The following is a 13663-nucleotide window of genomic DNA, read 5'->3' on the forward strand; positions in this document are numbered from 1 at the left end:
TCACTTGACCATCACGCGCAGCGGCGCAGGCAATGTCTCGGCATCGATCGGCGTCGAGGAAATCGACTTGGCCGACAGGACGCGAATTTCGGCCGGGCCGGCGGCCAGGGCCTTGAACTTGAAGCTCATCATCGTGCCCTCGCCCTTGACGCCGGCAGCGCCCGTGCGCAAGACCGCCATCGATGCCAGGCCCTTGGCCTGCTCCATCGATTTGCTGGAACTGGCCGTGGCGCCGTCCTGCGTGAAAAAGGCGCCCTCGTCCACGTCGACCACTTGCAGGGTTTGCGGCGAGAACTGCAGTTTGAGCGGCATGCCGCGCAAGGCGGTAGCCGCCTTCACATTGACATGCACCGTGAAGGTATCGCCAGCCTTGACCTCCTGCGGCCCCACCAGCGACACGGCCACTTGCGGTACAGCCGCCGCAGGCGCCGCGCCCTGTTGATCGGGCGCCATGCCAGGTGGCGCGCCGGGCGCGACGAAAGGCGGCATTGTGCCTGGCAGGCCCGGAGCCGGCACGGCGCCCTTGGCCGGCGACGGCTTTTCCACGGCAGGCAAGGTCAACGGCCGGCTGCGCACATCATTTTCGGTACCGGACCAGAATTCGGCCTGGTTCAGGTCTGGGCGGCGAATATTGTGCACGATGCGCGGCGTAACCGACAGCACGATCTCGGTGCGCTGTCCATCGTCGCGCTGCGATGAAAACAGCCGCCCCACCAGCGGCAGGTCGCCGATGCCCGGCACACGATTGGCGCTCATGCGCTCTTCGTTGCTGATCAAGCCGGCCAGCAGCTGGGTTTCTCCATCGCGCAAGCGCAATACCGTGCTGGCCGTGCGGGTGCCGATCTGGTACACCAGCGAACCACCGGCCGTCTTGATTTCGCGCACCAGCGAACTGACTTCCAGGCCAACCTTGATCGCTACTTCATCGTCAAGATAGATATTCGGTTCAACCTCGAGTTTCAAGCCCACATCGACGTATTGCACCGATTCGGAAATGAAGCTGTTATTGTTGGAGCTGCCGGTGGTGGTCACCACCGGCAGCTTGTCGCCGATCAGGATCTTGGCTTTTTCGCGGTTGCGCGCGCGTATCTTGGGATTGGCCAGGATATTCACGTCGCCCACGTCGCGGTGCAGGTTGATGCGCACATCGGGCAGGTTGATGCCGATGGAATCACGGTTCAGGCTTTTCAGGTTACCCAGGGTAAAACCATCCGAACCGGCAGGCGCGATCGGCGTCAGATTAAAGCCGTCGGGATACTTGATACCCAGTTCGGTCAAGCTGGAACGCTTGATTTCCAGCACCTCGACCTCCATCATCACTTCCGGTTCCGACATATCGTGCAGCGCGATCAGGCGTTCGGCCAGGCGTATGGTTTCCGGCGTTTCACGCACCATGATCAGGTTCAGCTTTTCATCGATGAAAGGCTCGCGTATCTTCAGCATGGTTTTCAACAGCAAGGCGGTTTGCTTGACGTCCGCACTGGACAGATAAAAGGCACGGATCACCAGGTCCTGGTATTCCTTGGCCTTTTCCGGCGTTTTCGGATAGATCAGCACGGTGGCCGCATCGAGCACCTTGTAGGTCAGCTGGCTGGTCGACGTCAGCAGTTCGAGCGCATCGTCGAGGCGCGTCTGGCGCAGGAACACGGTGGTGCGCAAATCCTGGCGCACATCCTTGTCGAGCACAAAATTGATGCCGCTGTTGCGCGTCAGCGCTTCGAGCACCATGCGCAGATTGGCGTCGCGGAAGTCCAGCGAGATGGGACGCGTCTCGGCCAGCCGCGCCGCGCTCAGCTCGGATTGTTTGCTGGCCAGTTCCAGCTGCCGCTGCAAGCCCCGCAGCTCTGCATTTTTAGGCGTGTCTTTCAGCGCCGCCTCGATCACCAGCATGGCGCGCTCGCGCATGCCTTTTTCTATCAGCTCGCGGGCGCTGGCAATGGCCGCCTTTTGCCGGGCATCGCGTTCGATTTCCAGCAGCATGGCCCTGGCCCTGTCGTCGTTTGGTTGTATCGCCAGCGCGCGCTGCAGGATTTCCTGCGCCTGCGTTTCATTACCGCGCGAACGCGCCGCCGTCGCTGCCGCCAGCAGGCGCGCCAGGATGGTGTCGCGCGCCGCGAGCTGCCCCGTGCGCAGGATCACGCTTTCCGGATCGTTCAGCAAAGCCTTGTCGTAAGCCTGCAAGGCTTCCTCAAACTTGCCGGCGCCGATCTGGCGCTGGGCATCGTCGCGTATATATTGCGTGCTGCAGCCCGTCAGCAAGGCGGCGCTGCACACGGCGCCAGCCCAGCCCAGATAAATTCCCTTGTAACGCAATGCCTTACTCCCTGTTATTCATAAACGCCGCATCGGCGCCGGCCATTTAATTGCCGGTCTGTACGGCGATCATTATTTTTTCTTCCAGCGGCACATACGTCACCACGATCTGCGTTTCTGTCACTGCATCGATGCGGTATGTATTATCCAACAACTGACGCACATGGATGGGAATAAGTGCATCGCCACGCGCCAAATAAGTGACGGTTTTGCCATCGACGTCGACCATGCGTCCAAAATAGCGATAAGGGAAGCTGGGCGCGCTCGGTGCTGGCGGCGGTGGCGATGGCGGAGGTGGCAGGGCTTTCGGTGGCGGCGGCTGGAAACTGACGAAGCGGAACAGGTCTGTCTTCGACTCCACCAGCGGGTCGCGCTCCAGCAAACCATCCGCCCCGGCGCTGATAACTGCAGCTCCGGGCGCCGGGGAAATAGCAGGCACGGCCCGCCTGTGCGGTGCGGCATTGCTGGCAGACGCAGACGAAGCGCCGTCGTCCTGTTCGCGCCAGGCGGTCCAGCCGCATAGCGCGGCCGTGAGCAGCGCCGCCAGCCATAAGCCTTGCCTGCGGGTCGGCAAGACGGGCATCGATATCGCCATCAGGCTGGCTTCCTGTAAAAATAAGTAAAACGCACATCGATATCGGTCACGACATCGCTGGCGCGCGTGCGCTGCAGCGACAGCGATTCCAGCGCCAGGCCTGCATGCGCAGCCAGCATGGCGGCCAGGGTTTTCTTCAACGGCAAATACGCGCCCTTGATGCGCGCATTGACCTCGACCCGTCCTATTGCGGCATCGGCCTGATTCTCGCCAGCAGGCTTGAAGGATGCATCCGACATCAGCAAACCGTTTTGCGCCGCCAGCGACTGCAGGTCGGCCATCACCAGCGACAGGCTGTCAAAACCGGCCAGCAGCGCCGGCAAGTTTTGCGGCTGCGTTGCCGCCACGTTCGATTGCGCCAGCAATTGCGTCTCCAGCATGCGCACCTTGGCCTGCGCAGCCTGGGTCTCGGCGCGCTGGGCGGGTAGTTCGGCAAAAAACAGCCAGGCGGTGGCGCACAGTATGGCGGCTGTGGCTAGCCAAGGCCAGTGTTTCGAACTGGAAAAATGGAGCTTCTTTAGTTTCTTTAAAGAATACATCGAATATAAACCACAATATATATACTATCAATAAACTATAATCTTCAAAAAATTTCACGGCGCCCAATACCCGCACATTCAACATAGTAAAAATTAAAAACAATATTACCAATCTATTTTTTTCGCCAAATCATGTCAATCCACGTTCTCGCCATTCCGAAAATAAAAATAAAAAAAGCAATCCATACAATAATCGCACCAAATTCACGATTTATGTAAATCGCAATAAGAAGTCCAACGCATGCCACACAAAAACCAGCAAAACTTATTTTTCCACCTACAGACTTTTTTTTATCTTCCATTCTGTCCCATTTCCCACGATTGAAAAATTAATCACTAACACATAAGTTTCTTACAGTACAAGAGAGGACTCCTCCTCCGATAGTCAAACTATGACCAGGCCCAATAATAGCACGACCATATACAATGTTTCCATTTTGATCACGTAAAATTTGACCTGTTCCAGCAAAACCTTTTCCGCCTGCCCAAAATGCTCCATTGTATTCAGTAACTCCAGTAGTCAAAGGCCCAGATCCGACACTCCCTACAGCACCGTGCGAAATCATTGCCGTTCCACCAATCATATTGCAAGAAGTAACATACGCGCAAACATTAAGGTTTGTATCCACAGCAAATCCACCATCTACTGAGTATCCCACTGGAGCAAGCAGGGCAGAAGCACCATAACCTAGACTTGCATTTATAACAGGTGGAGGAGATGTCGAATACAAGGGAGGATTTAAGAAAGAATCCATAATATTAGTAATGGTTTTAATTACCCTGCCAAATGGAGAGTTCTTAAGTCTTTCTGAGCGCGCACAAGCCTTGTCACAATCCCCACTATGCATAGCTTGATTAAATAAATATCCAAACGCTCCCGTCTGCGCACCGTTCCAGAACTCTCCCCCTCCCAATTTGGAGCTCGCTCCACCGACAATTGCCGATATCGTGGTATTTTGCGCCAGGATTGCAGGAGTATTACCGGCCGCATAGCCAAGTCCGTAATTTCCCCAAGCTGCAGAAAAGCTGCCACTCATCGCACCGCTTTTACAGCTACCTCCGTTCGCCAATGCAGATCCACAGCCAACGGCAGCGTGACCCACGGTATTCATGAATTTCGAATAATCTGTGTAACCTTCTGTTCCGGCACCAGCCCAAGTGGATCCCACGGCGTTCATCGCCATGCTGGTTGCACCGCTCACCAAGCCGATGCGAACCGAGCTCATAAATGATTGACCCGAAAAACCAGCCCAAGCTGCCTGCCCAACGGCATTACATGCTGCGGCACCGCCCTCACAGAAAACCACCGACACGATGCTGATGGCTACAGAGCCTAACTGATAGCCAATTTTGGTTCTCGCAATCGCACGGGCGGTAATAAAACTGAGAGGATCCAGGACAAACAAACCAATGCCGACTGTTTTTTTCAAGAAACCACCGAGACTGAAATACCCGCTCGGATCCGTACACGTCATCGGATTGTTATAGCAATAGGCATACCGGTTGTAATTCTGCAGGTTCATCGGATCCTGGATAAAGGGATCGCCCTGCATGAACATGCCCAGCCGCGGGTCGAAAATGCGGCCGTTCATATGAATGACGCCCACGTCGTCCAAGTGCTCATGGCCCGTATAGCCCCGGTCGGTGCCGCTACTGCTATTGTTCCAGTCATACACCAGCTTGCCGCTGGCGTCGTAATTGCCGCCGGCCGTGCGACGCTTGCCAAATGGATCGTAGGAATAGCGCGCCGTCAGCGTGCCGTTATGGTCGGTGGTACTGATCAGGCTGCCCTGCATATCCTTATGCCAGTACTCCAGTTTCACGATGACCAGGCTGGCTGGCACCCATGGCTCCATCTGCCCCGCACCCAGCGCTGGCAGGCTGCCCGTCGTCACCAGCACGCCCAGGCTCATGCCACCGATTGACAGGTAATGCCGGTTGCTGATACTGCCGCCGTTTTGCTCGCTTTCGAACGCCAGGCCGCCGGCATTGTCCGGATGCATCATCCACGTCACGCGCGTGCCGCTGGCACTGACCCGGGTTTCCTTCACGCGCTGGTGATTTTCATCATACTGCCAGCTGTAGCGCGGATAACCGTTCGGTCCTGCCAGGCCATTCTGCGCATCCGGCAAGTTAAAGCTGGTGTAGCTGATCTTGCGGTAGCTGCCCGCACTGGCGTCCGTCAGGTTGCCGTTCGCATCATAGGTATAGCTGGCCGGCACTGCACCGCTGACGCTGGTCAAGGCATGCGGACGCACCACGCCCGGTCCCGACGCCGGATAGCTGTAGGTACCGACGTCGCTCTTGTACAGTATGCTGCCCAGGGCGTTGTATTGCAGGGTAACGATACGCTGGTTACCAGGAATCGCTGTCGACGATACCGTATCGCTGACCAGGCGGCCGATAGGATCGTAATCGTATTTATCGGTAACAGCTACATTGTTTCCCTCTCCGTTCGCATCGGTCCGCGTGACGAGGTGATTCAGGCTGTCCCACTCATACTGGTAATTCAGGATCGCTGCGTTTGTTCCCGTAAAGGCGGCCGTATTGCTGCGCACACGCCCGGTAACCGGTTCGAAATCGGCGCGCACCGTGACGTTGTTGCCATAGAATTGCTGTTCAGCCTGCCCTCTGGCGTTATAGAACTGCCCTTGCCATAACAGGCTGCCCGCTGCGCGCGCTGTCGGTGGCGCGGTGGCAGCGCCGTTTGCACCCGGCAGTGGCGTGATGCTGGCCGACTGCGCCAGGGTCGCCGAGGACAGGAAACCCTTGGGCGTATATTGATAGTCGACCTGCACGCCGGTGGGATAGATCTGGCTTGCCAGGCGGCCATTCGCGTCGAAGCGCGCGCCGCTGGCAAAACTGGGCCCGCCGGCCACGTCCGTGCGTGTATTGACCGGCCGGCCGAGATTGTCGTACGTTACCTTGCGGCTGATCCCGTTGCTGCTGCCACTGGAGCACAGCTTGCCGATGCCCTTGCTGCATGCGCTGCCGTCCAGATAACGGTCATAGCGCCAGTAACTGGCATATTCCGGCTCGGAACGGTTAATCAACCGCCCCAGCAAGTCGTATTCCATGGTGGTCGACTGGCCCAGCACACGCTGGTTTGGACTTTGCTGCCACACCAGTTCACCCAGCGCGTTATAGTCGTACTGCCACAGCCCGGTATCCGGATCGTTCATCGACGTCTTGCGGCCGCGAATATCGTATTGCACGGTAATGATATTTTGCAGCGCATCGCGGGTCTGGATCAGGTTGCCGAACGCATCGTACTGGTGCGCCAGCTGGGCGCCCAAGGCGTTGGTCACGCGTGCGAGCTTGCCATCGATATTCTTTTCTTCCAGGCGCTGCTGGCCATGGTCGTTCTCGTACGTCGTCGACAGGCCCTTGTAAAAAATAATTTCCTTCGCAGCATTCATGGTGCGGCGCTTGCCGAACGTCAAACTGCCATGCCGGCCCAGCGGATCGCTGGTATACACCCGCACTACGCGGCCCAGCGCATCGTAGACATTCATGCTCATGCCATAGTCGCCGCTGCCACTGCTGCTCGACGACTGCGAATCGAGGAAGTACGGCTGCGTGCTGATCAGCGCTGCGCCCTGCTCGTTATAGTCGGTGTCCTGCACCACCAGGCGGCTGGTACCGCCCGGTTGCGCCGCGCCATCGTAGGCTTCCGTTACCGTGCGCACCTTGCGCCCGGCCCGGTCGATATACACGCGTGAAAATGGCCCGATCTTGACATCGGCGCTATTGCGCAGTTCGACATGCACGAAGCTGATCGCCTCTTTCGTCCATTCGGTGCTTGACGGTGCCGGACAGTTGGGACTGTTCGAGCTGACGTCGTCAATATTCCTGTCCGGCAAATAGCAGTAGGCGGTAATGGTGCTGCTGCCATCGGCGCGCGTCTCGCGCACGGTACGGCCAAAGTCATCGAGCTGCACCTGCGTGGTCAAGGCATTCGGCCCCGTCAGGGCCGTCAAGGCGCCAAAGCGGGGGTCGAATTGCTTGCTTTCCTTATGCCCCAGCGCATTCATCGCGGAGGTGGGGAAAGTGCCTGCCGGTACACTAACATTGCCGATGCCGGCTACCGTAACCGTGCTGGCGGCATACACGCTGCTGTTGCTACGGCTGGTGAACGCGGCGCGGCCGCCGGAGCCGCAATCGGAAGTGGTCGCGGTGGTTTTATTGCCGTAAGCGTCATACACATAGCTGGTGGTGACGCAGGACGACGTATCCGGCTCGACCACTTCGCTTTTCAGCAAACCCGTCGCCGGGTCATATTCGAAGGAACTGGAGCGGCTATAGGCCAGCGGATTGGCCGGCGACTGCGCCTGGGCTACGCTAGCGCCGAACGCGCACAGCGCGATCAGCAAGCGGGGAAGTTGACGCATCGCGACCCTTGCCATCGCTGGCAGAGAATGATTGATTTTATTATGAAAGTGAAAGGCCATCTCAATCATCTCCCAGGAGCAGCTCGATGATCGACATCATCACTGCAGGATTGAACGACGGCGTGACCGGCGTGACATTCGGATCAGATCCCGTGCCCGTGGTCGGCGCACCGCCTGACACCGTCGGTAGCAGGCTCGAACTGCCTGTGACATCGCTGAACGCCGTGGCTTTTTTCAATCGGCCCAGTATCCAGCTGTCGCCGCTGGTATTTTCCGCATGGTATTCATTCTTCGTGCGTTTACTGCTGCTTTGTCCCAGGCTAACCGCGCTGGTGACGGTCTCAATCTCGGTCGCGTCGCCGCTGTTGTTGAAGCTATTGGTGGTCGTTACCGTCGGCAATTCCACCCACTCCAGGTCCCAGCCCTGTTCTATGCTTTGGTACAGATACGGGCGCTGCACCTTGGCGCTGGTGGCGCATGGCGCGCCGGGGCTGGCCGACGCCTGGGCGCCTGCTGCCGCCGTCTTGTCGCAATAGATAAAGCTGCTGCGGCTAAGCAACTGCGCATTCGGCTGATCCAGTGCACCGCGGCGGGTTTCCGTGACGCTGGCCGGACCAGGATTCGGGCCATTCTGTATAGTTTGCGTGGTGACCGTCAGGTTTTCGCCATTCGGCGCCGTATTCTGGACTGAATTAGTACGGAAACCCAGCCAGCCGCGGCCGTCGTAGGCCATCTTCATGCCGGCATACGCATATTCAGTCTTTTGCAGTGCACCGGCAAAACCGGAGTCGGCCGTCAAGGTCGCCACCACATAGGTCGGCACCAGCACATCAACCATCGGATACACGGCCGCCTCGGGCGTACCGCGGTCGCTCTTGTAGCGCGCGCCCAGGCTGCCGCTGACCGAATTGGTCAAGGGTACCCAGGTCAGGCTGGTGGTAATGCCGCTGCCCGATTTCACCGCCATCAATTGATCGGCTGGCGTGGCGTCGTTCTTGGCGTACAGAATATTACGGCTGGCATCGCTGCTGGCCGACGGCGAGGCCTTCAGGCGCAGGATTTCGATCGTACCGCGTCCCGTAAAATCGCCCAGCACAAACCGCGCGCTGCCATCGCTTTTTTGTAATTGGTCGTTCGCCGTATTGAGATTGAAGTCGCCGACGCTGAACGTGCCGTCGCCATTACTGACATAAATCACGTTCTTGGACGGATCGTCTTTCCATTGCAGGATATCTGAACGGCCATCGCCGTTAAAATCGGCTACCTGGATGCCTTTAACTTGCCGGTTATACATGTCAGTTTCAACCAGTCCCTGCCCCATTTCTGCGAGATTGGAATTGCCAGCGCTCTTCTGTATATAAGTGCCATCGGCAATCCATAATTTTTGGAAACTGGCATTGGCAGCAGGATTAATGCAGTCAGTACGTCCATCGCCATTAAAGTCCATAGGAAAGTCGCAAGCGTAGACCAGTCTATGTGCCGGGTCAAAATCAAAGTTGCCGTCGCCTCTGGAAATCCAGATGCCGCTATTGACGACAAGATCGGCCAGACCATCACCATTCACATCACTGACATAGGAGATATCGGCACTAGATATGCCTGGTGGTTCACCATACAGCGATACATGAGTTAGGTTAGTCGACTGAAGTTCAACAAACGATCCATCTCGTTGCCCAAGAAACACCTTGCTGCATACCCGATTGGCGCACAATTCGGCATTACTCAAAGGGTTCTTGGTTACTGTATAGGAAGGATTGACAGTCGTAACAATATCCAATAAGCCATCATTATTTACGTCCATCAGATAATATGTAATTCCTAGCGAGCGTGCAACGCCCAGATAGATGCCACTTTCCTCGCATGGAAGCGAAGGATCGCGAGGCCTGGAACAGTCATAACGATCCTCCTCGGAGCTTGCCATCTTCCACAAATCGTTATCCATGCCAACGATAGGACGGACATTGAATGATCCGTCCCCGTTGGAAAGATATAAAATATTCGATACATTGCCACAGCCGCTAGTTTTACTTCCGCGCGTACGCAATATATCGGTCAGGCCGTCACCATTAAAATCAGCGGCAACAGAAACAAAGCAACCATCGCTCTTGAATATATTTTGATCCGTGATATTGAACTGTCCTGCGCCTGCTCCGTTTGGAATGGCCGTAAACTTGCCATCGCCATCGCTGCGGAACAGCCGGTTTTCACCGGGCACATCCGACCAGCGCAGGATGCTGGTACGGCCATTGCCGAAGAAGTCACCCGTCAAGACGCCATAATCGCCTTTCAGGCTGGTCATGACCGTGGTCGACAATTCTGAGCTGTTAAACGTTTCATTCGACGCGTACTTCAAGCCACCGCCAGCCGCATAAGTGAATGTGGTACCCGGCAAACACCTGGTGATATTGCTATCGGCGCATTCGCGCACCTTGACCAGCCGGTTACGTGACGTCACCGGACCATTGTCATAGTCAAGCTTGATCGATTTGACATGCACTGCATTAGCAGGCTTGGCAGCCTGGTTCGCCGGCCAGTTTATATAGGTCGACACCTTGTCGAGCAGCCAGATACTGACGTTCTTGCCGCCCTGATGGTAGGCTTCCGAGCGGTCTTGCGCGGTTCCACGCGGCCGGTCAGGTCGTTCGGTATATTCGAAGACCACCCGGTTCACGGGCAATTGCGCCGCCGTGCCCGTGTAGAGAATTTCTTTCAAGCGCCATTCGTGACCCAGTGTCGCATTGTTCACGGCCGGGCCGCTACCCCAGGCCACATCGCGCTGATCATAACGAAAATCGATGTAATTGCCGACCGTATCGCTGATGCGGCTAACCGCCCACGCCGCCAGTATGTTTTTGTTCGTTACATTGATCTGCGCGCCCGAAGGTGCATTTCCATACTCATAAATCTGGCCGCTCTTGGTCCATACCTTGAAATAGGCCGGCCCATTGGCTGGATCGCCATTTGCGCCGTAGGCGCGAATGCGGGCATAAATATCCTTGTCCGTACGGTATTCGCGCACCATGCCGGCGCCGCCCAGGCTATCTCCCTGCTGGTTCGCAACAGGATTGCCGGCCGCATCGGTCTGTATCAGCCGCTGGCCATCGAGACATAATTTGTCATTGCCCGTATATTCAACACTACGGGCCACGCCATCGGTGCGTTTATTGCCCGCACAACGGGTAATGAGCGAAATGCCCTGTACGCTCCAGCCATAACCGACCGGCCCATTAACACCGCTGGCGCTATACAGCAGGCCGATATTCGGCGTCATGCCGCCTATGCCCGGCGGTACGGCGATCGGTATCGCATAGCTTGGCGTGCCGCTGCTGGACACGCTGACGCCTTGCGCCTGCACGCCAAGACAGACAATAGAAAGAACGGCGCCAGCCAGATAGCGCTCCAGGGAACCCGCAAATCGTCCTTGCTTGCCGATGGTACAAAATGTCATCAATCTATTCTCCATGCCAGCGCAAGGCGCACTCCACATACAAACAGGGCAGGACACCGCTTTCTCAAGCGGCCTCCTACCCTGTGCGAAGAAGTACTGAAGCACTAGCGATATTTGTGAAATAACAACTTCACAGAATATTACTCGATGGAAAATAAAACTTGCAAACAAAATATTAAAAAATAATCACACCTAAAACTTGCGATATTTTTTTGAAAATGATAGAAATTTCTTTCCTTATATGCCGAATACATCGCGTCACTATGGCAAACATATAAAGGAATGCAACGATCAGCCGATAGCAGCAATGTTGATGTATCTAAAATTAAAGACCATCAATGCAACGCCTCATGCTAATTTTCATTTTAATAAGTAGATCAGCACGGATTCACTGTTTACTACTGGGCTCACCGGGCTGCGGCCAGCCATCTGTTTCAAACGCTGCCGCTTTTCCGGCTCCTGAGTACATTGAGCCTCGAAGGCCGTAACATGGCGGTGTTATCATCCAGCCTTTGCTTTTTAAATAGACAGGCAACACTTGAAAAAAATCACTCTCGCCGCCGCCGTTGCGGCCATCGCCCTCGTTGCCAGTGCTTATGCCTCCCCTTACTACGCCTTGCATCAAATGAAAACCGCCATCGCCGAGCGTAATGTCGATGCGCTGGCGCCGCATGTGGACTTCCCTGCCCTGCGCGAGAGCATCAAGGGCCAGCTGGAAAAAACCATGGCCGACAGCATTAAGGCGGCCACGGCCAGCGACAACCCGTTTGCGGCGATGGGCCAAGCCATGGTCACGACCATGCTCGGGAAAATGGTCGACGCCATGGTCTCGCCCGAAGGCGTGGCGGCGATGGTCAGCAAGAGTGCGGTCGGCACAGATGCCGATCAAAACACGCCAGCGGCCGGTGCCGCCCAGGAAAAGGCGGATTATTCCGTGGCGTATGCGGGCTGGGACAAATTTGTCGTGCGGGCCAAAACCGGTGGCGATGAAAAAGGCAGCCTGGTCTTGCAGCGGCATGGATTGTGGAACTGGAAACTGAGCGCGATTGAACTGACGCCAGCGGTGGCAGGGCATTAAACGCGTCGACGCCGCCCTTGTTGAATCACCAATATACTGTATATAATCACAGTACATCAGGTATTCGGTAGAGGAAAACAGCGCATGACAGAATTAAACACCCGGAAGCCAGACGCGATACCTTACGCCATTTCCGTCAGCGATACGATAGAGAGCGAAGTGGAGCAAGTCATCCTGGGTGGCTTGAATGCCTATAACGACAACATCACAGGGACAAACGACAGGCAGGCCTTGACGGTGGTGGTGCGCGACCCGGATAGCAAGCAGGTGCTGGGCGGCGCCATTGGCAGGACGTCGCTGGGCCTGCTTTTCCTGGACTTGCTGTATTTGCCCACGCACCTGCGCGGTAGCGGCCTGGGTAGCCAGATACTGGAGGAATTCGAGCAGGAAGGACGCCGGCGTGGCTGCGTCTCGGCCGTGCTGTACACGATCAGCTTCCAGGCGCCGGACTTTTACGCGCGGCGCGGCTGGCGCCAATTCGGCGAGATCGGCTGCAATCCGGCAGGAACCAGCCGTATCTTCATGAGCAAGAATCTTTAGCGAACAGCGCCAGCGCGGATTTGACGACTGACGGCCTTACATGCCCAGTGACTTTAGCAGGTCGGAATTGTCGTCTTCGTCCGGCGCTGCCGCTGCAGGCGCGGCGGCGGCGTTTTCCTGGTTCGCGTGCTCGGTGGCCATCAGCGCATCGGGGTCGGATTCTCGGGAATCGAAATCATGCAGCTTGATGAACTCGGTGCGGTCGATGGCCAGTTCCAGATAGAAAATATTGTTCTTTTCCGTGTAGAAGGTCACGCGGCGCATTTCCGGACGGTCCAGCGGCGTATCGACGCTGAGCATCACCTGCTTGTTCAGCACCAGCATCTTCGGCTGGTTCTGCGTGATATTGGTTTGCAGCTCGCGCCGGATCTTGCCCGTGAAATCGCCGACGATCTGATTCATCAGCTCGCCCATGATGTTCGACACTTCATCGGAGGTATAGAAGCTGGCCAGCTCCGACTTTGGCATGCCCATGTGCAGCATGTAGCGCTCATAGATTTCCATCGCCGTATCGGCGGCGAAGTTGAGCACCACCAGGCCCGTAAAGCCGCCGTCGAACATGACGAAGCAGCCTATGTCGGGCTTCAGGCCGGTCTTGGTGATGCGCTGCACCATGCCGGAATAATTCACCTTGCTTTGTGTTGCGACGTTGAGCACCCGGACTACCGAGTTGCACAAACTCATCAACAAATCTTCTGTACCGTATACAACATGCTTCTCTGCGCTCATGGCTAACCTCTTTACTTTTTATCGATGACA

Annotated in this window: 9 protein-coding genes; 2 read left to right on the forward strand and 7 right to left on the reverse strand. The window is 56.5% G+C overall.

Annotation, left to right across the window (positions count from 1 at the left end; translation table 11 throughout):
- The 6 genes from HDE75_RS10745 to HDE75_RS10770 form a co-directional block, all read right to left on the reverse strand.
- Complete coding sequence (locus HDE75_RS10745; protein WP_183677840.1) at window positions 1-2313, reverse strand: cohesin domain-containing protein; 2313 nt, start codon at window positions 2311-2313, stop codon at window positions 1-3.
- Window positions 2314-2359: 46 nt separating this feature from the next.
- Window positions 2360-2908 carry a hypothetical protein gene (locus HDE75_RS10750; protein ID WP_183677838.1) on the reverse strand — a complete coding sequence of 183 codons (549 nt, stop codon included), beginning with the start codon at window positions 2906-2908 and terminating at the stop codon, window positions 2360-2362.
- On the reverse strand, window positions 2908-3447 hold the full coding sequence (locus HDE75_RS10755; RefSeq protein WP_183677836.1) for a GspMb/PilO family protein: 540 nt from the start codon (window positions 3445-3447) through the stop codon (window positions 2908-2910). Before HDE75_RS10755 ends, HDE75_RS10750 begins: the two co-directional genes overlap by 1 nt.
- 113 nt (window positions 3448-3560) lie before the next feature.
- Window positions 3561-3749 carry a hypothetical protein gene (locus tag HDE75_RS10760; protein ID WP_183677834.1) on the reverse strand — a complete coding sequence of 63 codons (189 nt, stop codon included), beginning with the start codon at window positions 3747-3749 and terminating at the stop codon, window positions 3561-3563.
- Between the two features lie 27 nt (window positions 3750-3776).
- A complete protein-coding gene (locus tag HDE75_RS10765) occupies window positions 3777-7898 on the reverse strand; it encodes an RHS repeat-associated core domain-containing protein (RefSeq protein ID WP_183677832.1) in 4122 nt (1373 codons plus the stop codon).
- 1 nt (window position 7899) lies between these two features.
- The gene (locus tag HDE75_RS10770) at window positions 7900-11286 is read right to left on the reverse strand and encodes an FG-GAP-like repeat-containing protein (RefSeq protein WP_183677830.1); all 3387 of its coding nucleotides are present in this window, start codon (window positions 11284-11286) and stop codon (window positions 7900-7902) included.
- A gap of 538 nt (window positions 11287-11824) precedes the next feature.
- Here HDE75_RS10770 and HDE75_RS10775 point away from each other — a divergent pair.
- Together HDE75_RS10775 and HDE75_RS10780 are read left to right on the forward strand one after the other, a co-directional pair.
- A complete protein-coding gene (locus HDE75_RS10775; protein ID WP_183677828.1) occupies window positions 11825-12364 on the forward strand; it encodes a DUF2939 domain-containing protein in 540 nt (179 codons plus the stop codon).
- 84 nt (window positions 12365-12448) lie between these two features.
- Window positions 12449-12904 (forward strand): GNAT family N-acetyltransferase, encoded by a 456-nt coding sequence (locus HDE75_RS10780; protein WP_183677826.1) that lies wholly within the window; start codon window positions 12449-12451, stop codon window positions 12902-12904.
- Window positions 12905-12940: 36 nt separating this feature from the next.
- Here HDE75_RS10780 and HDE75_RS10785 read toward each other — a convergent pair whose 3' ends face one another.
- Window positions 12941-13633 (reverse strand): DUF3334 family protein, encoded by a 693-nt coding sequence (locus HDE75_RS10785; RefSeq protein ID WP_183677824.1) that lies wholly within the window; start codon window positions 13631-13633, stop codon window positions 12941-12943.
- Window positions 13634-13663 lie beyond the last annotated feature (30 nt).

The organism is Janthinobacterium silvisoli (genome assembly GCF_014200725.1).
Lineage (GTDB): Bacteria > Pseudomonadota > Gammaproteobacteria > Burkholderiales > Burkholderiaceae_D > Janthinobacterium.

Bases quoted from the DNA above. Each gene is read 5' to 3' on its own strand.
- HDE75_RS10770 (WP_183677830.1), bottom strand. From the start codon at position 11,286: ATGACATTTTGTACCATCGGCAAGCAAGGACGATTTGCGGGTTCCCTG.
- HDE75_RS10755 (WP_183677836.1), bottom strand. From the start codon at position 3,447: ATGTATTCTTTAAAGAAACTAAAGAAGCTCCATTTTTCCAGTTCGAAA.
- HDE75_RS10760 (WP_183677834.1), bottom strand. From the start codon at position 3,749: ATGGAAGATAAAAAAAAGTCTGTAGGTGGAAAAATAAGTTTTGCTGGT.
- HDE75_RS10765 (WP_183677832.1), bottom strand. From the start codon at position 7,898: ATGGCCTTTCACTTTCATAATAAAATCAATCATTCTCTGCCAGCGATG.
- HDE75_RS10750 (WP_183677838.1), bottom strand. From the start codon at position 2,908: ATGGCGATATCGATGCCCGTCTTGCCGACCCGCAGGCAAGGCTTATGG.
- HDE75_RS10785 (WP_183677824.1), bottom strand. From the start codon at position 13,633: ATGAGCGCAGAGAAGCATGTTGTATACGGTACAGAAGATTTGTTGATG.
- HDE75_RS10780 (WP_183677826.1), top strand. From the start codon at position 12,449: ATGACAGAATTAAACACCCGGAAGCCAGACGCGATACCTTACGCCATT.